The organism is Enterobacter sp. S-33 (assembly GCF_028735835.1).
GTDB lineage: Bacteria > Pseudomonadota > Gammaproteobacteria > Enterobacterales > Enterobacteriaceae > Enterobacter > Enterobacter vonholyi.
Window position 1 is genome coordinate 4,341,478 of the sequence record NZ_CP117838.1, and the last position, 26,850, is coordinate 4,368,327.

General features: G+C 56.5%; 17 protein-coding genes. 5 read left to right on the forward strand and 12 right to left on the reverse strand.

Annotated features, from left to right (window positions below):
- Positions 1-40: 40 nt before the first annotated feature.
- The gene (locus tag PUP35_RS20700; protein WP_111963710.1) at positions 41-1,630 is read right to left on the reverse strand and encodes an STY4199 family HEPN domain-containing protein; all 1,590 of its coding nucleotides are present in this window, start codon (positions 1,628-1,630) and stop codon (positions 41-43) included.
- 148 nt (positions 1,631-1,778) lie between these two features.
- Between PUP35_RS20700 and PUP35_RS20705 the strand changes: the two genes are divergently transcribed.
- The gene (locus PUP35_RS20705) at positions 1,779-2,318 is read left to right on the forward strand and encodes a GNAT family N-acetyltransferase (RefSeq protein WP_111963709.1); all 540 of its coding nucleotides are present in this window, start codon (positions 1,779-1,781) and stop codon (positions 2,316-2,318) included.
- Between the two features lie 263 nt (positions 2,319-2,581).
- Here PUP35_RS20705 and PUP35_RS20710 read toward each other — a convergent pair whose 3' ends face one another.
- Positions 2,582-3,340: an SDR family NAD(P)-dependent oxidoreductase gene (locus PUP35_RS20710; RefSeq protein WP_274243340.1), complete on the reverse strand. Its 759-nt coding sequence runs from the start codon at positions 3,338-3,340 to the stop codon at positions 2,582-2,584.
- A gap of 119 nt (positions 3,341-3,459) precedes the next feature.
- Between PUP35_RS20710 and PUP35_RS20715 the strand changes: the two genes are divergently transcribed.
- The 3 genes from PUP35_RS20715 (at position 3,460) to PUP35_RS20725 (ending at position 7,018) form a co-directional block, all read left to right on the forward strand.
- Positions 3,460-4,359 carry a LysR family transcriptional regulator gene (locus tag PUP35_RS20715; protein ID WP_115876807.1) on the forward strand — a complete coding sequence of 300 codons (900 nt, stop codon included), beginning with the start codon at positions 3,460-3,462 and terminating at the stop codon, positions 4,357-4,359.
- A 50-nt stretch (positions 4,360-4,409) separates the two neighbouring features.
- Positions 4,410-5,435: an inner membrane protein YhjD gene (yhjD, locus tag PUP35_RS20720; RefSeq protein ID WP_115876806.1), complete on the forward strand. Its 1,026-nt coding sequence runs from the start codon at positions 4,410-4,412 to the stop codon at positions 5,433-5,435.
- 260 nt (positions 5,436-5,695) lie between these two features.
- A complete protein-coding gene (locus tag PUP35_RS20725; RefSeq protein WP_274241203.1) occupies positions 5,696-7,018 on the forward strand; it encodes an MFS transporter in 1,323 nt (440 codons plus the stop codon).
- A 60-nt stretch (positions 7,019-7,078) separates the two neighbouring features.
- On the opposite strand, the gene PUP35_RS20730 is transcribed toward PUP35_RS20725, so the two are convergent.
- Both PUP35_RS20730 and pdeH read right to left on the reverse strand, forming a co-directional pair.
- The gene (locus tag PUP35_RS20730) at positions 7,079-9,121 is read right to left on the reverse strand and encodes an AsmA family protein (RefSeq protein WP_274241205.1); all 2,043 of its coding nucleotides are present in this window, start codon (positions 9,119-9,121) and stop codon (positions 7,079-7,081) included.
- 65 nt (positions 9,122-9,186) lie between these two features.
- The gene (gene pdeH / locus PUP35_RS20735) at positions 9,187-9,960 is read right to left on the reverse strand and encodes a cyclic-guanylate-specific phosphodiesterase (protein WP_111963703.1); all 774 of its coding nucleotides are present in this window, start codon (positions 9,958-9,960) and stop codon (positions 9,187-9,189) included.
- A gap of 229 nt (positions 9,961-10,189) precedes the next feature.
- Between pdeH and PUP35_RS20740 the strand changes: the two genes are divergently transcribed.
- Positions 10,190-11,119 carry a sugar kinase gene (locus PUP35_RS20740; RefSeq protein WP_274241207.1) on the forward strand — a complete coding sequence of 310 codons (930 nt, stop codon included), beginning with the start codon at positions 10,190-10,192 and terminating at the stop codon, positions 11,117-11,119.
- A 63-nt stretch (positions 11,120-11,182) separates the two neighbouring features.
- Here PUP35_RS20740 and PUP35_RS20745 read toward each other — a convergent pair whose 3' ends face one another.
- From PUP35_RS20745 to bcsQ, 8 genes are all read right to left on the reverse strand, one after another.
- Positions 11,183-12,676: a M16 family metallopeptidase gene (locus PUP35_RS20745; RefSeq protein ID WP_271369587.1), complete on the reverse strand. Its 1,494-nt coding sequence runs from the start codon at positions 12,674-12,676 to the stop codon at positions 11,183-11,185.
- A gap of 226 nt (positions 12,677-12,902) precedes the next feature.
- On the reverse strand, positions 12,903-14,189 hold the full coding sequence (locus PUP35_RS20750; protein ID WP_023309587.1) for a dicarboxylate/amino acid:cation symporter: 1,287 nt from the start codon (positions 14,187-14,189) through the stop codon (positions 12,903-12,905).
- A gap of 159 nt (positions 14,190-14,348) precedes the next feature.
- Positions 14,349-16,355, reverse strand: coding sequence for a biofilm formation regulator HmsP (gene hmsP / locus PUP35_RS20755; RefSeq protein ID WP_115876802.1), 2,007 nt, complete (start codon positions 16,353-16,355; stop codon positions 14,349-14,351).
- Between the two features lie 119 nt (positions 16,356-16,474).
- On the reverse strand, positions 16,475-19,957 hold the full coding sequence (gene bcsC, locus PUP35_RS20760) for a cellulose synthase complex outer membrane protein BcsC (protein WP_274241212.1): 3,483 nt from the start codon (positions 19,955-19,957) through the stop codon (positions 16,475-16,477).
- Entirely contained in the window at positions 19,939-21,045 is a 1,107-nt protein-coding gene (bcsZ, locus tag PUP35_RS20765) for a cellulose synthase complex periplasmic endoglucanase BcsZ (RefSeq protein WP_274243342.1), read from the reverse strand. Before bcsZ ends, bcsC begins: the two co-directional genes overlap by 19 nt.
- Before the next feature lie 6 nt (positions 21,046-21,051).
- A complete protein-coding gene (gene bcsB / locus PUP35_RS20770) occupies positions 21,052-23,472 on the reverse strand; it encodes a cellulose biosynthesis cyclic di-GMP-binding regulatory protein BcsB (protein ID WP_274241214.1) in 2,421 nt (806 codons plus the stop codon).
- Between the two features lie 10 nt (positions 23,473-23,482).
- Positions 23,483-26,098 (reverse strand): UDP-forming cellulose synthase catalytic subunit, encoded by a 2,616-nt coding sequence (bcsA, locus tag PUP35_RS20775; protein WP_115876798.1) that lies wholly within the window; start codon positions 26,096-26,098, stop codon positions 23,483-23,485.
- Positions 26,095-26,847, reverse strand: a complete 753-nt coding sequence (gene bcsQ, locus PUP35_RS20780; protein WP_115876797.1) for a cellulose biosynthesis protein BcsQ — start codon at positions 26,845-26,847, stop codon at positions 26,095-26,097. The genes bcsA and bcsQ overlap by 4 nt, the downstream gene beginning before the upstream one ends.
- Positions 26,848-26,850 lie beyond the last annotated feature (3 nt).

Below are 26,850 nucleotides of genomic sequence, written 5' to 3' on the forward strand. Positions count from 1 at the left end.
CTCGCCCCTCAGGGGAGAGGGCTGGGGTGAGGGGAAAATGTTAGCGAATCACCTCATAAATGGCGCTCTGAATAGACTGCCATTTTTTGGTGGTGGCATCCGGCTGTGACTGCGCGCGGCGTGTGGCCATGTCGAGATCGTGCTGCTGGCGTTTCACTACGGCAGGCACGGTGCAGAACGCTTTAAGATACTCTTTACGTACCGAGGTCAGAGACTCGCCGTTCGACATCGCGTGGCTGAGCGTGTTGATGAAGCGGCGACACGGCTTCTCTTCCACCATGTTTTGCCGGTAGCGTAACATCAGCTCCAGCACGTCGTCATGGCCTGCCGACATCGCCTCTTCGGTCCAGGACAGCTTCCAGTCCATACCGCCCTGCAAAAAGAGCTGGGTCACGCGGGTATCGTTGCGGTTAATAGCCGAGCGGAAATTATTCTCGTCCCAGGTCACCCCCATGCGCGTGAGCGTTTCGCGCGAGGAAGGCGTCTCACGCATTTCCTGCGGTGGAGCCGCTTCAGCCGCACTGACGGCCGCTGGCTGCGGCTTGCTGCTGGTCACCAGCCAGAAGCCCCCTGCCACAATGGCAATCACCATAACGCCAACTGCCCCCCATAACGCACCGGAAATGAGCTGCTCGCGTTGTTCGGGGGTGCGCGGCGCGCGCTGGGTCGGCTTTTCAATAGTGTCACGGACTTCAAACAGATCCCCACCGGTAACCCGATCCATTTTCTGCGCCTTTTCCCAGAAGGTATGCAATTCACTGGCATCTACCGCCATGAATCCTGCCGGATTAACGCGCGTTCTCCCCTCTTCAAACGCGCGTTGAACGGGCCGCGCGATCTGCGCGTAGTAGTTGTCCAGAAGCTGAATTTGCGCCGAGCTTAACGTCTTCTGAACGGTGATGCTGTTGCGGATTTGCCGAATATCGTCGAGAAAGGTTTGCAGCGTTTTGCGCGGTTCAACCAGCAGCGTCAGCATGGACGGGTCGCTGAAAAGCGAAGCGTAATAGCGGCTGAACTCTTTTTTATCCACCAGCATCTGCGCCAGCTCGCTGAACATCATGCCGCTCAGGACATCGTTGATCTCGCCAAGCTTCAGCCAGCGCCTTACGCGGTCAGCGTTAAACAGGGTCTTAAGATGGTTGTTCAGCTTTACCTGATCGGGCCAGGCCTGCTGGATAAGCCCTTTAAGCATCAGCTCAATTGCGCGTACCTGCTTGTGCGCCTGCTGCTGCTGGAGTTCGCTGCCCGGTGCCAGCTCCGTGCTGTAGGTCAACAGCGGCTGCTGAAGGCGAAGATGTTCCAGCGCGGTCACAAACCGCATCGCCGCAATAAGCTGGTTTTCACTCACATCCTGTCCGCTTTCATACTGCGGTACGCGCTGCTGCAGCAGGCGCAGCTGGAGCGTAAATTCCGACATCTCGGCATCATTCAGGTTGAGTTTTTTCGCAACGGCTCCCCAGCCGCCCAAAGCTAATCGCGCGCTGTCGAGTTGTTCCAGAAACCAGCGTGGATCTTTGCCCTCAGAAGCATGTACATTCAGAAGGAGTAAAATTTCCACCGACGCAAGGCGAATGACCGCCAGACAGTGTTCAAACTGTTCGCGAATATGGTGTGATGTGCTGAGAGTCATTGTTTTCCTTAAGCGACAACGAAGACATCAGGAATGGGCGCGAGACGCCCTTTATTCTTTTTATTTATACGCGGTTAACCATACCTGACTTTCTGTTGAAATAAAGTGACAACCCTAAAATGATTTAAAATGTTTCAGGAGAATCTGAATGCCGGTTTTAATTACCTCTCGCCTTACCTGTTCGCCCCTGCAGGAACAAGACTGGCCCTTTTTTCTGGCGCTCCAGCAGCACCCGGACGTTATGCGCTTTGTGGCGGAAGACCGCCCTGTCGCGGCGATACGCGAAGCGTTTGATTCGCGCCTGATGCCATGGGCTCCGGGCAGCGCGCACTGGCTTTGCCTCGTCGTACGTGACACCGCCTCACTGACCCCGCTAGGCGTTACCGGGTATATTCATCGGGAGGAGGACTGCGCCGAAGTGGGCTTCCTTTTCGCCCCCGAAGCGCAGGGGAAAGGTTACGGCTTTGAATCCCTGAAGGCGCTTTGCGATTACGCTTTTCTTCAGGGCGGTATACGGCGACTCACCGCCACCGTAACAGCGGGAAACGCTGCTTCAAGACGCCTGCTGGAAAAAGCCCGCTTTCACCTGGAAGGTGAATTACGTGAGAGCTATTATCTTGCGGGGCGCTGGCAAAATGACTGGCTATTTGGTTTATTACAGCAGGAATACCTGAATAATAATTCCTGACCAATAGTAATTTAGCCGATATTTCCGGACGTCGTTTCCTCTTCAGGGTCGCTATTAAGAGGAAACGAATATCAAACGTCATGCGCTGAAAATATTTTCTGCGGCCATTGCGTTAATAAAAAACATCAGGGTCTTTCTCTGGAGAAATATCGTGATGAAAATGGGTTATCGTCTATGGCTGCCTGCGTTCTTTATCGCTGTCAGTGGCAGACACATCCATATTAAGGGTTCCTTAAGAGGTTCCTTCCCCTTAAGTCCGGGCATCACAGGAACATACCGCCTGACACTTCAATACGTTGCGCATTCATCCAGCCCAGCTTATCGCTGAGCAGTGCCGCAATGGCATCACCGATATCGTCCGGTAGACCCACCCGTCCCAGCGCCGTCTGCGAGGCCAGCAACTGATTCAGCTCCGCGTTGTCGCGCACGCGTCCGCCGCCAAAGTCTGTTTCTATCGCGCCAGGCGCAATGATATTGACGGAAATGCCGCGCGCGCCCAGCTCTTTCGCCTGATAGCGCGTCAGCACTTCCATCGCCCCCTTCATGGCCGCGTAGGTCCCTGAGCCCGGCTGGGTAAAACGGGCCAGCCCGCTGGAGACGTTGAGGATACGTCCCCCGTCGTTAAGCAGCGGCAGCAGGCGCTGGGTCAGGAAGAAAGGCCCTTTGAAATGAATGTTCAACGCTTCATCAAACTGGGCTTCCGTCGTGTCGGCATAGGGTGCATATAAACCCGTCCCGGCATTGTTCAATAAATAGTCAAAGGTTTCACGCTGCCAGACGGTCCTAAGAGTTTCCTGAAGCTGTTGGGCAAAATGTTCAAATCCCGTGATATCCCCGACGTTAAGCTGTAATGCCGCTGCGTTGACGCCTTTTTGCTGAATTTCATGCACAACATCCAGCGCTTCCTGCTGGCTACGGTTGTATGTCAGGATGATTCCCGTGCCGTCTGCCGCCAGCTTTAATGCAGCGTTTTTACCCAGACCACGACTACCACCCGTCACTAATGCGATACGTTCACTCATCATAAACCTCGTTTTGGCTGTTAAGGAGATTGAGAAAGAGCTTATTAGGTGATAGAAAATCAATAAAGATGGATTAAAACGCTTCACTGTTTCAGCAGAAACAACAATGAGCTTCGTCTATGGATAAAATTCACGCAATGCAGTTGTTCGTCCGCGTCGCGGAACTGGAGAGTTTTTCCCGCGCAGCCGAAACATTAACCCTGCCAAAAGGCAGCGTCTCACGGCAGATTCAGGCCCTGGAAAACCGGCTTGGCACTCAGCTATTACACCGCACCACGCGCCGCGTCAGCCTGACGCAGGACGGCATGGTCTATTACGAGCGGGCAAAAGATCTGCTGGCAAACCTTGATGAACTCGACGGTATGTTTCAGCACGATCCCTCCAGCATCAGCGGCCGGCTCCGCGTGGATATGCCCGTCGGCGTTGCTCGAAATTTGGTCATCCCCAAACTGCCTGCTTTTCTGCAGCACTATCCTGGCATTGAACTGGAGCTCAGCAGCAGCGATCGTCTGGTGGATGTGATCCGCGAAGGGTTTGATTGCGTGGTACGCGTCGGCACGCTGAAGGATTCAGGGCTGATTGCCCGTCCACTGGGCAAGCTGTCGGTGATTAACTGCGCCAGCCCGGACTATCTGGCGCGTTTTGGCTACCCGGAAACCCTGGACGATTTAGGCTCGCACGCCGTTATTCACTACACCGCTACGCTGGGAACACGCCCACAGGGCTTTGAGTTTTATAACGGCAGTACAACACAGTGGATAAAAACGGGCGGGGTCTTAACCGTCAACAGCACGGAAACTTACCAGGCTGCCTGTCTCGCCGGACTGGGCATTATTCAGGTGCCGCGGGTTGGGGTGCGCGATTTACTGCGCGCGAAGAAGCTGATTGAGATCCTCCCGCAATACCGGGCCGAACCGATGCCTGTTTCCCTGATTTATCCCCACCGGCGCAACCTCTCCCGCCGGGTCCATCTGTTCATGGAGTGGCTAACCGAACTCACAAAAGCTTACGTGGACTAGTCGCAAGCTATAATTCAATAACATCCAGCCAAACGAAAAGGAAAAGACGCGTGACGCCGGAAAACAACCCGCAACGACCCACCCAACATTTAGAGTATGAGCCCGTCAAAAAGATGGAAACCGGGCCCGAAGAGGCCAAAACGCCAGGTACCGCCAGCAAAGCGCTGGGAACCGTAACCGGCATCGCCGCGAGAATTCAGCAGTTTCCCATGATTGCGCATCTGATACGCGCGACCGAACGCTTTAATGACCGCATGGGAAACCAGTTTGGTGCCGCCATCACCTATTTTTCCTTCCTGTCTATGATACCGATCCTGATGGTGTCGTTCGCGGCAGCCGGTTTTGTCCTCGCGTCGCACCCGACGCTGCTGCAGGATATCTTCAATAAGATCCTGAATAACGTCAGTGACCCGACCCTTGCCAGTACGCTCAAAAGCACTATCAATACCGCCGTTCAGCAGCGTACCACCGTCGGCATCGTCGGCTTGCTGATTGCCCTTTACTCCGGCGTTAACTGGATGGGCAACCTGCGCGAGGCCATTCGCGCCCAGTCGCGCGACGTCTGGGAGCGTAAGCCGCAGGACCAGGAGAAAATCTGGGTCAAGTATCTCCGCGACTTTGTTTCGCTGATTGGCCTGCTGGTCGCGCTCATCGTGACGCTTTCCATTACCTCCGTGGCGGGCTCGGCGCAGCAGATGATCATCTCCGCGCTCTATCTGGATTACATCGAATGGCTGAAGCCCGCCTGGCGCGGCATTGGGCTGGCTATTTCCATCTTCGCCAACTACCTGCTGTTCTTCTGGATCTTCTGGCGCTTGCCCCGGCATCGGCCGCGCAAGAAGGCGCTGCTCCGCGGCACATTGATTGCGGCGATCGGCTTTGAGGTGATCAAAATCGTGATGACTTACACCCTGCCGTCACTGGTTAAATCCCCTTCCGGCGCGGCGTTTGGCTCGGTGCTGGGACTGATGGCCTTCTTCTACTTCTTCGCCCGCCTGACACTGTTCTGCGCGGCATGGATTGCCACCGCCGAGTACAAAGGCGACACGCGAATGCCCGGCAAAACGCACCGCTAGGCCCGCCATCGGGCTGAAATTTCAGCCCGATTCATCATTTCAGCATATAAATCCAGCCCGTAACTTTTATTTAACCGAAAACCAGTTTAATTGACTGGTATTTAAAATCTGTGAAGCATTTCATAGACGTGTTTTGGCTGGTCTGAAAATTATCCGCTTTTTGCTGTTTTTATCACCGGGTCGCGGCTTTGTTACAGATTGAAATGTCGCTTTTGCTGTGCGTAATATGGCCTTTTGTTCGACAAAAATAAGAAAATATTATGCAAGCAACCGCCACCACACTCGACTCAGAAACTGAAAACGTTCCGGTAAACTCGCGCAATAAAGTCGTCGTCGCCTCGCTGATTGGCACCGCCATCGAGTTCTTCGACTTTTATATTTATGCCACCGCCGCGGTCATCGTCTTCCCGCATATTTTCTTCCCGCAGGGCGATCCGACGGCGGCCACGCTGCAGTCTCTGGCGACCTTTGCGATTGCGTTTGTTGCGCGTCCGATTGGCTCCGCGCTGTTTGGACACTTTGGCGATCGCATTGGCCGCAAAGTCACGCTGGTGGCCTCGCTGCTGACGATGGGGATCTCCACCGTAGCCATCGGCCTGCTGCCGACCTACGAAACCATCGGTATTCTGGCGCCGGTCCTGCTGGCGCTGGCGCGTTTTGGCCAAGGTCTGGGGTTGGGTGGTGAATGGGGCGGCGCGGCGCTGCTGGCCACCGAGAACGCCCCGGCGCGCAAGCGCGCGCTGTACGGTTCATTCCCACAGCTTGGCGCTCCGATTGGCTTCTTCTTTGCCAACGGGACGTTCCTGCTGCTCTCCTGGCTGCAGACGGATGAACAGTTCATGAGTTGGGGCTGGCGTATTCCGTTTATCTTCTCAGCCGTGCTGGTGCTGATTGGCCTGTATGTGCGTGTTTCTCTGCATGAGACCCCTGTTTTTGCGAAAGTGGCCGCGGCGAACAAGCAGGTGAAAGTGCCGCTGGGTACGCTTCTGACCAAACACGTTCGCGTGACCGTGCTGGGCACGTTTATCATGCTCGCCACCTATACGCTGTTCTACATCATGACCGTCTATTCCATGACGTTCAGTACCGCCGCTGCGCCGGTTGGGCTGGGGCTGCCGCGTAACGAAGTGCTGTGGATGCTGATGATGGCGGTGATCGGGTTTGGCGTGATGGTTCCTGTTGCGGGCCTGCTGGCGGATAAATTCGGTCGTCGTGCAAGCATGATTACCATCACCACGCTGATCGTTCTATTTGCCCTGTTCGTCTTCCCGCCGCTGCTGGGTTCAGGTAGCCCGGCGCTGGTGATGGCCTATCTGCTGATTGGCCTGAGCCTGATGGGGCTGACCTTCGGCCCGATGGGCGCGCTGCTGCCCGAGCTGTTCCCGACTGAAGTACGTTATACCGGCGCGTCGTTCTCCTATAACGTCTCGTCTATACTGGGTGCGTCCGTTGCGCCATATATCGCCACCTGGCTGCAGGCAAACTATGGTCTGTTCTATGTGGGCGTCTATCTTGCGGCCATGGCGGCGCTGACGCTGATTGCGCTGCTGCTGACGCACGAGACGAAGCACCAGGCTCTGTAATTCACTGCGGCCTGATGCCCTCACCCCGGCCCTCTCCCACAGGGAGAGGGAGAAAGGGAGCTATTTCTTCATCTGCGACAAAATGGTCCGGCACTGATTCGCCTCGCCCTCTGACGGCGAAATCAGTGCCAGCAGCGCTGCGGCTGGGGTAACCAGCGTCGCAAGGGCCGCAGCCACCGCACCGCGCGCAATCAGCGGCCCTGGCTTCACGCCCGCCTGCGGATTTTTGAAGGTCCCGCGCACGTACAGCGGCGAGCGCAGCGTGATAATACGGATCCCCTTACTCTCCGGGTCAATCGTCAGATCAAGCTGCTCCGAAGCCATGCTGGCGGTACCGGTCACGTTAATCACCGCGTTTTCCGTGTCTAAGGCAAAAATCTGCGGGCGCGCCACGCCGTTCACCAGATCCAGATTGGCCGCCGCGCAGTTCACCCGTACCTCATCATCCCCGAAGATTTGCCCGACGACGTAGTTACCGACGTTCAGCCCCAGGATCTCCATCAGGTTTCGGCTCACCAGTCCGTCGTTCATCAGCAGCTTCAGGTTTCCGTTGCCGCTGCCCAACAGCGCCGCCACCGAGTTCCCCACGCCGCGAATGTCGGCATCACCGTTCATTTCACCGAGGGTTTTCTGCATCAGCTCTACGTTCGGCATCAGCTCTTTCAGCTTCAATCGACGCGCCTGGATCTCCGCCCGTCCCTGCATCGGCTTCTTATCGCCTTCCAGGTGAATGTTCGAGGAAATCGTCCCACCCGCCATGCCGAACTTCAGTGGCTGAAGGCGCAGGTCGGCGTTTTTGAGGAGGATATGGGTCGAAAGATTGCTGATCGGCAGCGTACTGCCATGTTCAATTTTCCCGCCTTTGAAACGTACATCCGCATCCATCACGTTCCATTTGTCGGTTTCAAAGCGATCGTAAGGCAGCACTTTTCCCGCAGGCTGAATGTCCTTTTTCACCTCTTTTGATTTTGTGCCTTTGCCGGAATCCACACCGATCAGCGGGCCGAGATCGGCCAGACGCAGCTGACGGGACTCAACGTCCCCTTCCAGTTTCGGCCTCGGTTTTCCGGTGGTGTAGGTCAGCGAGCCGTGGATATCACTGTCGCCGATGCGGCCGTTAAAATCACGGTAGTCAAAAACAGACGCTTTTTCGGTATCGATTTTGGCGACCAGATGCCCGTCCGTTTCGAATGGCGGGGTATCCGGCAGCAGTACGCCGGTCAGTTCATACAGCTCGCCCAGCGAATCACCGGCAAATTTAAGCTGAAGGTCAACGCCGCCCATGTTCATCGGGTCGTTAACCGTTCCCACGAACGCCACGCGGGTGTTACCGGAACGGAAGTCCGCCTGCACAGGGAACGGCGTGCCCTCGCTCCGTAGCGCCAGCATGCCGCCAATTTTCCCTTTACCGCTGAGAGGCTGATCGTTGTAGCGTCCTTTTGCCGTCAGGCCGAAGACATAGTCACCTACGCTTGCCGCGTCGCCTTTTGCTTTCGTGCCCGTGACCTCGCTAAACGGCAGCGGTTTGCCCAACGGATCGACCAGGATCTCCACATCCGCCTTGCTGACCTTATCGTCGATGGCGATCCGTCCGCGATCGAAAAGAATATTGTCGAGATGGAATGACCAGGAAGAAGGCTGGGCATTCGGATCCTTGTCGCCATCGCTGGCAAGGTTAAACGTCCAGTTGTTGGTTTTTTCTGAGAGTCGGATCAGACGCGCATCAGGCTGCTGAAGTTTGATCCACGGCAGATAAACGGTTTTGGTCAGAAGCGCTAACGGCGCTAGCGTGGCCTCCACGCGCGGCAGGTGGACCATGGTGACGTCCGGGATGTCCGGCGGGTTGCCGAGAATGATGTCGTCGGCATGGACGTGTGGCCAGGGGATCCAGCTTCGCCAGCCTGGCTCCTCTTTCTGACGCTCCCATACCACACCTAAATCACCGCGTATGGCGAAGGGGCGGTTCAGTTCGGTTGAGACTTTCTGGTTGATGGTCGGCTTGAGACGGTTCCAGTCAAACGTCGCAATAATGATGGCGACGACCACGATCAACAACAAGAAAATCCCTGCTGTCCAGGAGATTACCCTGGTTGTTCTTGTCATTTTTATCCCCTTTCCTGATGACCTGTCCTGTAAAACTATAGTCCAGACAAAGGGAAGCGGGCTTATCAGAGGGTCGTTATAACGTTATCGAGGCGATCCATGGGCACCGGGCGGGAGAGATAGTAGCCTTGCGCCGCCGCTGCGGGAGAGTTTTGTACATCACGCCACTCTTCCAGCGTTTCCACACCTTCAACAATCACACCCTGGCAATAGCGGTTCATCAGCTGTAATAACAGCGTAAACAGGTTCCGACCTTCCGGGGTCTGACGCAGCATAATGAACAGATCGCGGGCCACTTTAATGTAGTCGTAGCGCACCTCACTGAGGGCGGAGAAATTCGCCATGCCGGTGCCAAAGTCATCCAGCCACAGCGGGCCGTATTCGCATATCGAAGCAAACGAGGAATCCTGCGGCAGACGGACATGCTCCACCAGCTCAAAGCGCATCCACGGCAGGGTGGCGATCAGCTCCTGCAATTTTGCGTTCTGCCGCAGCGCCAGCAGGGTTGGGCCGTCGACGTTCACCGAGGCGAGGATATCGTGCTGTTCGAAAAAGGACTGCTTCGTCGCCAGCATGCGAAGCTGTTCTTCCAGCACATCCAGACGCTGGCGAACGGCAACTTCGGCAAAATAGCGATCCGGCGCGATGCGCTGAGTGGGGTTTGAGGGGTGCGTAACGACGGTCAAAATTTCAATTGCCATCAGTCGACCATCTGTTCGGTAGATCGGCTGATAGGTGTACGCACGCTCACATTGCAGCCAGTAGCGATGCTCCTGCAAGTTCTCAATACTTGCCTCAGGCGTAGTGCTCAGCCGCTGGATAACCTGCTCTGACTTCATTTCAGATGTCCTGTTGTTGGGATAGCCTTTCTGGACTCGTCACAGGATTATCGGCGCGGCAATTGAGAACTTTATGTTCAATTCACCGGGAAAATGAAATTAAGATGACAGAAATGCGCGGGAACACGCGCTGGCTCAAATAAAATAATGGAACGTTGTTTTAATATAGTTGACCGGTTAATTCACTCAGCGCACACTGCTGATTATTCTTCTGTTCAGGTTCACGACTATGTCCAAAAAAATTGCCGTGATTGGCGAATGCATGATTGAACTGTCACAAAAAGGCGCTGAAGTCAGCCGCGGATTTGGTGGCGATACGTTAAACACGTCCGTTTATATTGCCCGCCAGGTCGCGCCTGAGGCGCTCACCGTGAACTACGTTACCGCCCTGGGAACGGACAGCTTCAGCCAGCAGATGCTGGAGGCGTGGCAGAGTGAACATGTTGAAACGTCGCTGATTCAGCGTATGGAAAACCGCCTCCCGGGACTTTATTACATCGAGACCGACAGCACCGGCGAACGCACGTTTTATTACTGGCGTAACGAAGCCGCGGCCAAATTCTGGCTGGAGAGCGACGTGGCTGCGGCCATCTGCGAAGAGCTGGCGACCTTTGACTATCTCTATCTGAGCGGGATTAGCCTTGCGATTTTAAGCCCCACCAGCCGTGAAAAGCTGCTCTCGCTGCTGCGCGAATGCCGTGCAAACGGCGGCAAGGTTATTTTCGATAACAACTACCGCCCGCGCCTGTGGGGCAGCCGCGAAGAGACGCAGCAGGTCTATCAACAGATGCTGCAGTGCACCGACATCGCCTTCCTCACGCTCGACGATGAAGACGCCCTGTGGGGTGAGAAACCGGTAGAGGACGTGATTGCACGCACGCAGGCGGCTGGCGTGAGCGAAGTGGTGATTAAGCGCGGTGCGGAGTCTTGTCTGGTCGCGATTGCGGGTGAAACGCTGGTTGACGTTCCGGCGGTGAAGCTTGCCAAAGAGAAAGTGATTGATACCACGGCGGCGGGGGATTCATTCAGCGCGGGCTATCTGGCGGTACGTCTGACGGGTGGAACGCCGGAAGCGGCGGCACGGCGTGGGCACCTGACGGCCAGCACGGTGATTCAGTATCGCGGGGCGATTATTCCGCGCGAGGCGATGCCAGTTTAAGTAAGGTGCGGGCTGATGCCCTCACCCTAACCCTCTCCCACAGGGAGAGGGAATGTTTAAGCATTACTGCCCCTGCGGAATATCCGACGCGTCCTGGTGTAGATCATCAGCCGTTGCAGCCTGCGCTGGCTGCGGCGCGGTAGCCATAATGGAATCCCATGTCGTCTGAAGTTCCTTCATGTCATATTCCGGCTCGCCCTTCGGCTGCAGGAGGATCAGCGCCATCTCCTGTGACAGCTGCTGACGGAGGTCCTGATTGAGCATCTCGACGGTCAGACCGTTCAGGAAGTCCTGACGCAGCTTCTGGTACTGTTCCGGCGCAATGTCCACCACCTGATTCTGCAGGGAGCGAATACGCTGGCTGATCAGAATGTCGGTATCGGCACGTGCGTAGGTCGCAAACAGCTTCTGCAGCTCGAGTTTTTTCTGAGCCACGAGAGCATTGAATTCCTCTTCGGAAAGCCCCTCTTTACGCACTTTTGCCAGCTCTTTCGCGACCACGCCCAGATTGGCATTCAGCTTATCGCCCGGCGATTCAACGTTAATGGCACACTGCGCGCGCTGGAACAGCACGCGGCAGTCAAAGCCAAGACCAATATTCTTGACGTTGTTCTTGCTCAGCGTCTGCTGAACGTGCCAGAACAGCGCCTCACGCGCCAGATCGGCACGCCAGTAGCGCAGCATTGCCGCTGACTCACGGATGGGCTGCCAGGCGTTATCCCACATGACGGAGAGGCGATCCTGACGCACGGCGTCCGTCATAATGCTGACAGGCTCTGCACGCAGCGGAGAGAGCGTCGGGACAGGGGCTGGCGTTTCACGCTTACCTTTCAAATCACCAAACGCTTTGTTGATCTGCTCCACCACCGCGCGGCTGTCCACGTTACCTACCACGATCAGCGTCATGGCGTCCGGGGTGTACCACTTCTGGTAGAACGATTTTACCTGTTCGGCATCGACCGGCTGTTTCAGCGGTTCGGCCGGGTCATGTCCCAGTAACGTTGAGCCCTTCAGGCGGTAGCGCCACCAGCCCTCTTTGGTATCTCCGGGCCAGGTCGCCACCATGTCACTGTTGCTCAACGCATAGTTAACGGTGTCCGGCGTAATCGCCAGATTGCCAGAGGCATCGGAGAGATACGTAAGCGCTTCTTTAAGCAGGTCGTTACGGTTATTAGGCAGGCTCAGGTTAAACATGGTGTAGTCATACGAGACAACAGCCGGAGGAAGCGGGCGCTTCGGATCGATGGCCTGCTGCCAAAGTGAGCGCACCTGGACCGCTTGCAGGCTGCCGCTCTGCGTGAGCGCCAGTCGGGGAATAAAATGGCTAAAACCGGTTTGCTGGGTGCTTTCCGTGAGGGAACCGGTATTAATGGACAGACGGATTTCTATACGGTCACTGGGACGTTGCGGAGTGGCTAACACCTGCCACTGAAAACCGTTCGCTAATGTCCCTTGTTGCCAGGCCGGGTCTGGCTGGAGCGCATCTGCCTGCACATAACTGGCTGCTGCCATCATCAGCAAACCGCCGGTTAAGAGTCGAATTTTTGTGCCCTGCATGTGAACCCCTGATCAACATTCCTGGTTAAAAAAGAGTGCCTCGCGACGCGCTTCACTCTTAAAGATGACGATGAAAACACGTCGATTAGACCGCGCGTTCGGCAAAACGTCACGGTCCGAAGTGAAATATACCCAAAAAAATCTTGTCGAATTATGACAGGTACGAACAGTTATTATGCGCAGGAGCCCGCATCCCGACAAGGGAATACGGGCATTTGTGACAAGATTAAGAGGTTAAGCCAGGATTTTTGCTGTCAGTTGAACGATTATTCAGAGTATCGTCGAGCTTTTTGTGATCCAGCTCTTTCACCCATTTCGCCACCACCACCGTTGCCACGCCGTTACCCACCAGGTTGGTTAACGCACGAGCTTCTGACATGAAGCGGTCGATACCCAGAATCAACGCCAGACCCGCCACCGGCAGGTGACCTACAGCGGAAATGGTGGCAGCCAGCACGATAAAGCCGCTGCCCGTCACGCCTGCCGCGCCTTTAGAGGAGAGCAGGAGAACCACCAGCAGGGTAATCTGATGGAAAATATCCATATGGCTGTTGGTCGCCTGAGCGATAAACACGGCCGCCATCGTCAGGTATATCGAGGTGCCGTCCAGGTTGAAGGAGTAGCCCGTCGGGATCACCAGCCCGACCACCGATTTACGGCACCCCAGCTTTTCCATCTTGTCGAGCATACGCGGCAGCGCCGATTCTGAAGAGGAGGTCCCCAGAACAATCAGCAGCTCTTCACGGATGTAACGAATAAATTTGAAGATGTTGAAACCCGTCGCGCGGGCGATGGAACCCAGCACCACGACTACGAAAAGGATACAGGTTATATAGAAGCAGATAATCAGCTGACCCAGCTGCACCAGCGTACCGACGCCATACTTACCGATGGTGAAGGCCATCGCACCAAAAGCACCGATCGGCGCCAGGCGCATGATCATATTGATGATGCCGAAGATCACCTGCGAGAAGCTTTCGATTACGTTAAAGATAAGCTGGCCTTTGCTGCCCAGACGGTGCAGGGCAAAGCCAAACATCACGGCGAACAGCAGCACCTGGAGGATGTTTCCGCTGGCGAACGCGCCAATGACGCTGCCCGGTATCACGTCCAGCAGGAAGGCTACCACGCCCTGATCCTTCGCCTGCTCGGCATACACCGCGACCGCTTTGGCATCAAGCGTTGACGGGTCTACGTTCATTCCCGCGCCTGGCTGCACCACGTTGACGATGATCAGACCGATAATCAGCGCAAGTGTACTGACCACTTCAAAATAGAGAAGCGCCACTGCACCGGTACGACCAACCGCCTTCATGCTTTCCATGCCAGCGATGCCCGTTACTACGGTACAGAAGATCACCGGAGCGATGACCATTTTGATGAGCTTAACGAACGCGTCGCCAAGCGGTTTCATTTGCGCGCCCAGCTCAGGGTAATAGTGACCCAGCAGAATACCGATGGCGATGGCTGTCAGGACCTGGAAATAAAGACTTTTGAAGAGTGAGGTTTTCATAAGGTGTCCTTGGGAAGAAAAACCACAGGTTTTGTAAGGTTATGGTTAACCTGCGGCTTTAAAATAACACCCACATAACAGGACAGAAATAAACTCAGTTCAAATTTGAAACACAAATGTTAAGAACTTTGAGCTGGCTCGCACAAGCCAGCAACAAAATTACACTTTTGCGTTATTGTCAGCACCAGAAAGGTATCGTTCTTCAAAGATATCCGAAGGGACTGCGGGGGCAAAAAGGAAGCCTTGTCCGCTCTCCACGCCCGCCTCTGCAAGCCAGGCGCGTTGCGCTTCGGTTTCAATCCCCTCGGCAATAAGATGCAGGTTGAGGCTACGCGCCATCTGGATAATCGCCTGCACCATGCTGCTGTCGCCCGGCAGACCGTCGACAAACGCTTTGTCAATTTTGAGCACATCTACCGGAAGGGTTTTCATGTGCTGAAGCTGACGCAGCCCGGCGTATCCCATGCCAAAATCGTCCAGGGCAATGCGAATACCGGCATTACGCAGCGGTTTGAGAATCGCGACCGCCTGATTAGGATCGTCGATGCGTCGGCTCTCCGTCACTTCCAGAGTTAACGTATCAGGCTTGATTCGGTAACGATGGATCAGCTCCAGCATCTCTGAAACCATGGTCGGGTGCATAAGCTGCATGGCAGACAAATTGACCGACAGCGGCAGCGTCACGCCGCGCTCCTGCCAGGCGGCCAGCTGACGGCAGGACTCTTCCAGCACCCAGTAGCCGACGGTAACCATCAGGCCGCAGGACTCAATGCGCTCAATCAGCCCTTCCGGCAGTTCCCATGAACCATCCGGCTGCTGCACGCGCAGCAGTGCCTCGGCGCTTTTCACTTCTCCCGTCAGCAAATTCATCTGCGGCTGTAGCCAGAGGGCAAACTGCCGGTTATCCAGCGCGGTCAGGATGTCGCTCTCTTCCGTCAGGCGCTGCTGCGCCTTTTCCATCTGCTCCGGTTCAAAGAACTGGATCTGATTTTTCCCTTTGCGCCGGGCGGTAAACGCCGCCGAGAACGCGCGACGATAAAGCTGCTCCGCCGTTAAATCACCATAGTACATGGCGATACCGATACTGGCGCTCGGACGAAGCTGGATACCCTGAATGGGCAACCGCTCATTAATGACAGTGAGTACTTGCTGACCTAAGGTGATCGCATGCCACGGTTCTTTTACACCGTTGGCAATCACCACCAGATCGTAACCGCTGACCTGTGTCAGCACCATGCGCGGGGCAAGGACAGATTTGATCTTTTCCACCAGGGTGAGCAGCAGCATTTCGCGCTGGCTCTCCTGAAGCACGCCAGCCGTATCCTGCAAGGTTTCACAGGCGATAACCATCAGCGCCGTAGTTTGCTGACGGGCAACGGTCTGCTCCAGCATCGCCATCAGGAAGGCTTTATTGGGGAGCTCCGATACCGGAAAACGGGTGGCGCTGCTGTTTAATTCATCCTGCTGACGCTGGATGCGCTGCTGATTGAGGTTGTAGCTGCGCACCAGCATACCTATCTCATCGTCATGATGCAGACGCGGCAGCTCAAGCTGATGTCCCATCTGATCCTGCGGCGCAAGCGTATTCAGCTCACGGGCGATACGGCGCAGCGGATGAACAATCAGCCGGTTAATGCACCAGGTGAGCGCCACGCTGAGAATAAGCGTCATAAGTAAGCAAGTGGTCACTAACGTTACCACCCAGCTCATGACGAATTTATACATGCGGTAGGAGTCCGCCTGCAAAACCAGGTAGGCCAGCGGCTGCGGATTCGCAGGGCGTTCAAGCGAATAAACGGGAAGCGAAATTTGCACCGGCAGTTCAAACAGGCGCATCACCATCATCGGGACGGGACGCTCAGGGATAAAGCTCATCCGCAGCGCCTGAAACTGGTTGGGCAAGACGACATCGGCGCGGCTAACGACGCCGGCAGGCTGAATACGTTTTAAAATGGTTTCCGCTTCGGGAATATCCCCTTTCAGGATAGAGGCAGAAAGCGGGCCACGCACCGAGCGGGCGATACTTTCTAACTGCGAAGCCGTGTTATAGCGATTCTGCTGTACGGAATGAAACAGCAAAATTACGCAGAAGAGCAGGACAAACAGCATGGTGACGGCAGAGACCATCGCCATCTGTTTGATTGTTAAGGAACGGCTGACACGCAAAATGACTCTCCACAAAACTCGAAGCGCAGGGCGCGCCAGGGTGTAAACCCGGCGCGCCTGAGTATACCCGATTGCCGCGCTATTAAGAGAGACTTACAAATGGATTAAGGAAAATCCGATTACCAGTCCGCGTAAGGGATGAGCGGCTGCGGCGGTAAGTCCATATCGCCCTGCCAGCCTGCGGCAGAGTAGCGCACATAGATCAGCGCATGGCTTGGGGTATAGTCTTTCGCCTCCTGAATATCCACGCCCATGCCTACAAACCAGTTGGACGTTACGCGGCGCTCGATAATGGCCCGCGCGGTATAACCCGTTCCTGATGAACTGCTGCCGGTTTCCATTGCGCCCCGGTCGGTATAGCGGTCTGGCTCATCGGTCGGGATCAGATTCTGGATCGGGTAGCGCAGTTCGTCTTTGGTTTTCGAGTGAGACCAGGAGACCGAGCCACCCAGCTCCCAGGACCAGTTCTCCGTGCGTTTACGCCACGTCACCGGCAGTGCGAAGGAGACGTACTCCTGCGGACTGTAGTAACCGCCCTGACCCAGGGTATACCCGCTCAGGTCTTTGTCGTAGTGCCAGAGCATATTGGAGACGCCGACCGTCAGGCGCTCATTGTTTTTATTAATGAGCTTGTAGTAGTAACCCGTCATCCAGCGGACGCGCCAGTTATCCTCAACATTTTTACCCGTCAGCGTTTCCGCATTCAGGCTCGACCAGATGCCGTTCGCTTCACCTTTGTCATAGCTCATGCTTACGCCGCCACCGGTGGCACGTACGCCGCCCCAGGTGGTGCCGGTGTTGGTATCTTTTTGCCCGGCGAACGCCAGCAGAGAGCTGGAGATTGGGCGGCGATGGGCGTTAACGGTATAGCCGATGGGGCCCAGATCGCTGCTGTAGCTTATGCCGCCCACCACGTCGACAACGTCAAAGCCCATCGGCGTGGTGCCAATATCCATCGCCCAGGTTTTATTCTGCCAGCCGACGGCAACGCTTGCGCCATTGTCGGACTGATGGGTATTGCCGCTACACGGCGTTTCGTAGCAGGTCCCCCATTTAGGATCGTAGGTCCCGTTATTGTTATCAAATGAACCAGCGTCCATGTTGACCAGATCGCTTCTGAAGAACATGCGCCCGTCAGAGAGCGGGGCATCCACCTGCAGCATGGTGGTATGCGCTTTCAGGTCGGAATAGCCGCCCGTGCCGCTGGAGCCCCAGTAGTCGTGCTGCAGCGTGACGTTAACATCCTGCTGACGGTACAAGTCACCGGCATCACTGCGCACGCCGCGTTTCAGCCAGTCGTCTTTTTCATCGTTACGCGTCAGACGAGTGAAACTGTCGTTATCCACCGGTCGCGTCGTGGTGATGCCAGACGACACCATCGCGTCTTTGTAGGTTTCCAGTGCCTGCTGAGGCTGCCCGTTCTGCGCCTGGAAACGCGCGGCATCACGCAGCACCAGCGCGTTTTCCATGGAGCCGGGCTGCGATTTAGCCTGCGGAATAATTTTATTGAAGGTCTGTTCTGCGGCGGCGGAATCGCCCAGACCCGCCTGCGCCATCGCGATGCGGCGCTGCATATTGAGCGACAGCGGCTGACCGTTTTGCGCGGCGGGCAGCTTCGCCAGCTCCGAGCGCGCGGCATCTTTGTTACCCTGAGCGCTATAAATCTCGGTCAGGCCGAGGATGGCGTCTTCGTTCTGCGGTTCACGCTGCAGAACGGCGTTGTACGTCGTTTTTGCCGAGTCCAGATCGCCACGCTGCTGCGCCCAGTCCGCCAGCGTCAGGTCGATGCGGGTGGAGGTTGGCTGCTGGCGCAAAAGGTTTTCAGCCTCCTGCTCTTTGCCGCTGTCGCGCAGACGGTTGGCGGTTTCCAGCACCTGGTTACTTTGCAGACGGTCAGCAAGCTCCTGAATATTGCCGTTCCACTGGCTTCGCGGCAGCGTATCCAGATGCGCCAGCGCGGCGCGGTCCTGATCGTTTCCGGAAAGATAGAGCCCGTTAGCATAAACCTGATCCGGGTCGGACGGTTTCTGGCTGGCAAGCTGACGCATAAGGGTATCCGCCTGGCTTCGCTGACCCGCGCTGTAGAGATCGCGCGAGAGACGATAGGTTATCCACACATCGCCGGGAGAGAGCGCCAGACGACGACGCTGAATCTCTGCCGCCTGAGCGTATTTCCCCTGATTTTCAAGCTGCTCGGCCTGGGCGGAGAGCTGTTCGTTGGTCAGGCTACGTTCAATATCATCTATGCTTCTGCGCTGGCTGGCGGAGAGAGACTGGATAAACTGCGAGGCCTTCTCCGGGGACTGCGCGCGGTAAATATTGGCCAGACCGCGGACCGCATTGCTGTTGCCGCTGTCCATTCGCAGCGCCTGACGGTAAAAACGCTCCGCCGCCTCGTTATCTTTACGCGCCGCGGCGGCGTCGCCCAGCCCCAGCACGGCATAGCTGTCGGTATTGTCGATACTGCGTGCCTGCTGATAGTAACGCTCCGCCTGCGCCGGGTTATTCGCCTTCAGCGCCGCATCGCCCTGCTGGATCAGCAGCCAGTAGCGGTTAACCTTCAGCAAACTGTCCCATTTACCCCGGTTATCGCTCTGGGGATCGAGGGCAATTGCCTTTTCAAACTGTGCCACCGCGCGGGCGCGGTCGCCTTTCTGGGAATAAGCCTGTCCCAGGGCACCCACCGCTTCACTGTCGGCATGGTTGGCGCTGACGGCTTTTTGCAGCTCCGCCACCGCCTTACTGCCCTGCCCGGCATCCACCGCCGCCAGCCCTTCCGCTTTCGCACGGAATGCAGGGTCAGCGAGCTGTTTTTGCTGGGCTTCAAGCTGGGCACGCGCCGCCGCGACGCTATCACCGTCGCTGAATACGCTCAGGTATTTTTGCAGCGCGCTAACGCTCGCGCTGCTGGCAGACTGGTCTTTAATTTGGTCATACCACATATCAGACGCCTGGCTGCGCCCGTTGGTGGATTTGGCCATCTCCTGCAATACCGCAAAGCCTTCATCACGGCGTCCGCTCTGGAACAGAAGCTGGGACAGCGTCGCCTGCAGCTGTGTATTTCCGGGGCTGCTGCTGTTTATTTTCTTGAGCTGGTTAATGGCTGCATTCCGGCGAGCAGGATCTTTCGCCACCACGTTCCAGTATTCCGTCGCCACGTCGCCGCCCGGCGGGTTGCCGTCAAACAGCTTGTCATAGGCTGCAATCGCCTCCTGCGTGTGTCCCGTGGTGGCGAGCAATCGCGCCTGCTGGAGCTGCTGGCGGCCATCCGGAGTGGAAAGCAGCATCGTGTTGCGTGATGACTGGTACGCGCTCGAGCCCGGCGCGATCCCTTTCAGACGATCCAGCTCTTTTTGCGCGCCGGCGTTATCGCCCTGGCGCAGCAGGTAGCGAAAGCGTGCGGCAATAACGTCAGGGTTGTTCGGGTCAATCAGCTCCAGACGATAAAGCGACTGACGAACCAAATCCTCACGCTGTGTCGATTCGCCCAGCCGAACCTGTTCCAGCAGCTGTTTCTGCTGCGGTGAGTTGGCGGCCTCAGCCATCGGCATCAGTGCCAGGCCAAGCGATAAAGTGAGTAGATTTACTGTGAACTTGCGCATTCCTGGCCCCAATCCGGTATTAATTCACCTTTTGCGGTGAAGCGAAAACGATGCTCATCCCATCCTTGCCCAAAGAGAGTCAGCACGAAGCTGTAATAGGCATTATTATCGGGAAAATGGTCTGCAACGCGCTGGCGCTGAACCGCCTGGGCATCACGTTGTTGTAAAAACGGCAGCATGGCGGCAGAGAACCCGACCGGACCATTCCCGGTGCGTTTACCCGTCGCCACATCCACTTTCTCCGGCGGCACACCCCGTTTCATTGTCTTGGCCGCCATCGGCTGGAAGCGCGTCAGCAGCCGGGCTTTCTGAGGATCTTTATCACTCATCATTCCCACCCAGAGATAAACGCGGATGGCATCGTAGCCGCCCACCAGCGATTTATCCTGCTGTAACCGCCAGCCTTTGTTTTTCTGATACTGCACCCAGTCCGGCGAAAATCCTTTCGGCGCACTCTCCAGCAGCAGGCGCTGATTGGTTTCACGAAGCGTGGTCCACGGGGTACCAAAACGCGTGAAATAACTCGCTAGCTGCGGAGGAAGATAGCTGGGATTAAAGCGCCATACGTTCTCATCGGCAAAGCCGACTTTACCGGGAAGCAGCATTGCGCCGAGCCCCGGGACTTTCACCACTTCCTCGCTGACAATGCGTTTCAGCAGCGCTTTACCCGTGCGGGTATAATCCGGATGTTTCCACAGTCGACCCGCTTCGAGCAGTGACCAGGCGATCCAGACATCGGCGTCAGAGGCGGAGTTGGTATCAATCACCGCCCACGTCTCTTTATCTTTCTGACCCCATAGCCAGGCGGGCAGATGGTCGTTGAGATCGCCGCTGGCAAGATTATCGCGCGTCCACGTCAGCAACTGGTCAAAAGATTTGCGATCGTTCGCCGCCAGGGCAAAGAACAGGGCGTAGCTTTGCCCTTCCGAGGTCGTAATTTTGCGCGTGTCGCTGGGATCAACGACACGCCCGCCCTCGCTGATGTAGTCCTTTTTAAACTGCTCCCAGGCAGGCCAGGTACAGGCGGCGCGAAGAGGTAGCGCCGCCAGCATCACCGCTGCTAATACACACCAGCGAAAGGCTTTCATCACATCTTACTCATCCGGGTTCAGACGACGACGGCTGATGATTCGCAGCAGACGCCACAGCACCCATGCCAGCAAGACCACGCTGACCGCAGCCAGGATGGCGAGCAGAACCGGATGGTTAGCCAGCGCATACCACAGGCGTTCAAACCACGGCAGATGGCCTACGTAGTACACATCGCCCACGCGCAGGCTATTGACGCCGGACTCACGGATCACCGACACGGAACCAAACATCGCGGCACGTTTACCGCTGTCGTTCATGGCCGTATTGAGCAGTTCATACCCGCGCGGGCTGTCCGCGAGGAGAGCCACCACGCTACGCTGTTCGTTGTAAGGTGACTGGAAGCCCACCACCGCGGCCATTGCCCCCTGAGACGTTACCGTCGTCTGCGCGCTGGCCTGACGATCGTTAACATCCGGCATAATGCTCGGGAACTCGGTCTGGCGCAGCGGCGTGTTAACCCAGGACTGGGCCGCTTTCACCAGCAGATCGATACGTTTGTCATCCTTCAGCTTGTCCGGAATGGTACCGATCACCATGATGTCAGCGTCTTTGTTCTGAATCTGGCTGCCATCGTCCGTCAACGTAACGTTAATCGCCGGTAATCCCGTCTGTCCTCCAACGGTCGCCATGGTATCCAGCAGGGTCGTTACCTGCCCTTCAGTTGGCGCTTTTGGCATTACTACGATGGACTCAGAAAGATCGGCCATGCGGCTGAACGGGAAGCCCGCGTTAGCAAAGGCGCGCAGATCCGGCATCGCCAGGAAGTGATAGTACTTCGAGAAGTCGATGGTCGACTCATCGCCAATCACAACGTGGTTCTGTACGGGCTGGAAGGTGATGCAGTTTTCCGCAGAACCGCCAGGCATTGGGTTCATGTACTGGAAGTCAAAGCGCAGCTGGTTTATCGCGCCAAGCTTCAGTGCCGGAATAGAGACATCCGTTTTGCCATCCAGAAGACCCTGCAGCACCGGCAGGCGAAGCATCAGGCGGTTAGTATCCTGCGTGCTTTGCAGGCTGAAGGATTGCAGGAACTGGTTGTTCAGGCTGATATCCATGCGCGAGCTGTCTTTGGTCGCTGGCGCGGTATAGCGGTAGTTCAGATTGATATCAATGCCGTTGGTACGCAGCAGGTACAGATCCGGCGGCAGATTCAGCGACAGGCTAATCGGCGCTGGCTCAAGCCCCGTCGCCTGCAGCTGTTCTTCATAGGTTTTCAGCTCACCGAATGTCACCGCACGGTCGGTACGCACCCAGTTTGGCGCATCATAAGGTTTACGCGCCAGCAGCGGTTTGACCTCATCCACCACCACGCTGTTGCCGCGGAAAAGGACGTTACCCTGAGCAATGGCTTTTGCTGCCTGCACCAGGTCTTTATCATCACGACCAAAGACCACCAGCAGCTTCACGTACGGGTTTTCCGGGTGGCTTATCATCTCAACGGTCGGCGCTTTGACGTCCGGACGATCGCGCAGGAAGGCCGGGCGTTTCGCGTTGGTCGCAAACACAATGGCATTTCTGTCCGGCAGTTTGTCATACATCGCCGGGAAGCTCTGTCCACGCCAGCCCGCGCGTGAACCAAACCAGGACGCCACAATGGTGGCCGCCAGCTGTTCGGTCACGTCCGGGGACGAGGCAAACACCATCGGCAGCGTGAGCGGACGGTTATCACGCGGATCAAAGAACGGAACCGGGAATGCGGAGAGATCGTTTTTCAGCGCCAGCGACTGGTAGGTCATCTGCAGCGAGGAGTTACGTCCGACGTCCATCCACAGCGTGTTGCTGGCCGGGTTTTCGCAGACATCGCGGTAGTGACCGACAAACTCCAGGCGAATACGGTTAAAATCGGTGATGAACAGCGGGTTGATCGGCACCTGAGCCTGAGTTTTCTTGCCCAGCTGCTCTTTCGTGACCGGCAGTACGTCCATCAGCTCGTCATTCAGGTAGACCTTCAGCTGAGACTGCGTCGGCAGCAGAGACGGCGACGGGGTGTATTCAAGGTTCAGCACCGCATTAGAGACGACCTCATCGCTGCGCATGCCAAACTCAATGCCGCCGTTAGGGTTGATGCCGCGCAGCACCATGCTGCCCGGAGGCGGCGCAATTTGCGCGAAGGTCAGCTTCACGTCGCGCGACGGCGCATTGTCCGCAACGACGGGCGCATTCGCCCCCCGGACGCCCGGCATCACCTGCCCGATGACCTGGCCGTCTGCCGGCAATGTGTTCCCCTCCGTCGGCTGGTTCGGCATGATATTTTCTGTTTGGCTAGGTGCCGCGGTGACAACCGGATCGGTTGCTTGCGCGACGACAGGTACCGTTGGCGCAGGCGTTGCCGCTGCGTTACCCGGGGCTGCGTTAGCCATTGTTGCGGGGATCGCATTCATCCCCATTGCCACTGCACATAACCAGGAAAGTTTTGTTTTCATCGCGTTATCATCATTGTTGAGCCATAACCGGGTCCGCCTGCTTCGCCTCATCCCGCTCAGGACGACGAGGAATGAACGACACGACCCAGGAAACCAGCGAAGTAAGTGACCGGAAAATTAATTTCACCGACGACGGGGCAAATTCTGCAAGGTGACGATAGCCACGGAACCCCAGCTTCAGAATATCCAGCAGGCTTTCCAGAGGTTTATCTTCCGGGAAGCTGTCCTGCCAGAGAGCCCACGTATCCGCGCGGGCAAACGTACACTGCACAAAATCGATATGTTGCTTTTTGGTCAACGGCATCAGCTGCAGACCGACTTCATTGCCCGCCACGCGAACAACCTGCGTCGGGAAGACATACTCCTGCTGACCGCGCTTAAGCAGCAGGTTAACTTTTTGCCCTTCCAGCACCTTCGCCTGGCCGTTGATTTTGATCCCCAGACCGCCGTCAGAGAAGTCATGCACGGTACAGGAGAAGAGGTGGCCATCTTCACGGGCAATCGCCGCAGGCATGCAGATTTCAACACGATGCGCACGACGAACCTGTTTGCTTTCCACCGACACCGCCACCGCGCCGCCGAGGATAATCAGGTTGTAGAAGACCCATGCCATACTGACGAAGACGGTCAGGATTTCGTTTTCCGGGCCGTAGAAGTAACGCCAGATACCCGCAATGACGCCCACGATATTCAGCAGCACCAGGAAGATATACGGCCGGGAGATCACCCAGTCGACGTACTCCTCCTCCACCAGCCCGCCCTTCGCGGTGACGTTGAATTTACCTTTGTGCGGATTAATCAGCGCCACCATCGTCGGCGGCGCGATGTACCAGGCCAGCACCGTTTCGTAGATTTCACTCCAGAAGGAGTGGCGGTATTTACCCTGTATCTTCGAGTTCGTCAGGCTCGCGTGGATCATGTGCGGCAGAACAAACAGCGCAATCATCAGCGCGGGAGCGTAGATGATATAAGCGTGAAGAAGCAGGAACGCCAGCGGCGCGGTCAGGAAGATTAGCCGCGGAATGCCGGACAAGAAGTGGAACATGGCGTTGACGTAGCAGAGACGCTGCGCCAGCTTGAGTCCTTTCCCGATCAGAGGGTTATCGAGACGGAAAATCTGCACCATCCCGCGCGCCCAGCGAATACGCTGGCCAATGTGCGCCGACAGTGACTCCGTTGCCAGACCGGCTGCCTGAGGAATACGCATATAGGCAGAGGTATAGCCACGACGGTGCAGGCGCAGAGAGGTGTGCGCATCTTCAGTTACCGTTTCGACGGCGATACCGCCAATTTCATCCAGCGGTTTACGGCGGATAACCGCACAGGAGCCGCAGAAGAAGGTGGCATCCCACATGTCGTTCCCGTCCTGCACCAGGCCATAGAACAGCGTACCTTCGTTCGGGGTCTTACGGAAGCGGCCAAGGTTACGTTCAAACGGGTCCGGCGAGAAGAAGTGGTGCGGCGTCTGCATCATCGCCAGCTCTTTCTCCTTCAGGAACCAGCCCATGGTCATCTGCAGGAAAGAGCGCGTCGGCACGTGGTCACAGTCAAAGATCGAGACAAACTCCCCGGTGGCATACTTCAACGCGTTGTTGATGTTACCCGCCTTAGCGTGTTCGTGAGTCGGACGGGCGATGTATTCGACGCCGACCTCCTCCGCGAACTGGCGGAACGCCGGGCGGTTGCCGTCATCCAGGATCCAGACCTTGAGCTTGTCTTTCGGCCAGTCGATACCCAGCGCAGCATAAATCGTGTTCTTCACCACGCTCAGGTCTTCGTTGTAGGTCGGCACGAAGAGATCGACGGTTGGCCACTGGGTCGTGTCCTTTGGCAGCGGAACCGGCTGGCGGTTGAGCGGCCAAATCACCTGGAAATAGCCCAGCACCAGCACGATCCAGGCGTAGGTTTCTGCAAACAGCAGCACCAGACCGCATACCAGGCTGACCGGGTCGTCCCAGTTCAGGGTTGAGGTATAACGCCACCAGATGTAGCGACAGGAGACGGTCAGCGACAATACGATCAGCATCAGCGCCGAGAAGCGACCCGGAATACGGCGGACCAGCAGCGCCACGCCCCACAGCAGGATCAGGAAGGTGAACTGCGCCAGAGGGTTGAAAGGTTGCGTAATACAGACCAGCGCCAGAATGAGCGAGAACACGACGATCACACCGAGGATAAAACGCCGCAGGCCCGGATGGAGATGTCCGAGCTCTTTATGGTTATCCAGATGGCTGGTCTTATCGCTGACGCTGTTGGGCAGTCTGTCCAGCCACTGGTGGTAGCGCTCACGTAACTGCTGCACGCGGGAGAAGCTGCGCCAGTGCGGCGTTATTTTCTCTGAGCGCGATGATGTGACCACCAGCCAGATAGCCTGAATGAGATAACGCGCCGGATCCAAAGGACGCGGTCGGTTGGGATTAATGTGCGGATATAGCTCACTGTGGCGGGCGCGTATGCGCTGCCAGCGAGGGTGTTCGAGTGGAATAAACATCCAGGCCAGAATCATCCAGAAACAGCCGAGCGCGGCGCTAAATGCCGACGCACCGTGACGGCGAAAATGCCGGTAATGTTCACTCAAACGCGAACTGACCGGCGGGATGAGTAACCAGCTGGCGAGACGACTCATACATCACTCCCTGCATGCTCCGCCCGGTTGGCGAAGTTCAGCAGACACCAGTTAGCCAGCGTCAGAATCTCTTCTGCCGCCAGTGAATCGCTGCGGTATTCGCCGAGCGGTTGCTTAGACGCAAGACATTCCGCCATTCCCTCATCACGATGAATGACAATAGGAAGCAAACGGCGCTGGCTTTGCAGCCACACCTGATAGAGATCGTCCTGGATCTGGCTGCCAATACGCAAATCGTTAATCAGAATATGAGCGTTCTGAGGTAGCCCCTGCTGGTGCAGGCGGATATGGCAGTTCGCATCAACGTTAACGATCGAGAGGATATGATCGCACTGGGCGATAAGCTGTCTGGTCAGCGTACCGGCGCCGTGGGGCAGATCCAGCAGGATCCATTTGTAGTGCCCCTTTTCTTTCAGGGTCTGCAGCGCCAGCGTGAACTGCGAAAACAGGCGCTGATACGCGGCTTCATTTTCGCGTTCCGTGGTGGTCAGTTGACCAAACGGCAGCAGATCGAGCTGGGAGGTATAGCGCATCCCCGCATCCTGCCAGTCTTTATCATCAAGCAGCGCGCGGGCCCAGCCCTCTTCACGAGTAAAGTCAACGTTAAACGACATACGCAACAAATTATCGGCGCAGGCGTCAATAACCAGCACCGATTCACCTAAAAGCTGTAATGACCACGCCAGCGCCGCGGTAACTGATGTGGTACCCACACCGCCACGGACACCCTGTAATCCGAGTATGGCCATCAA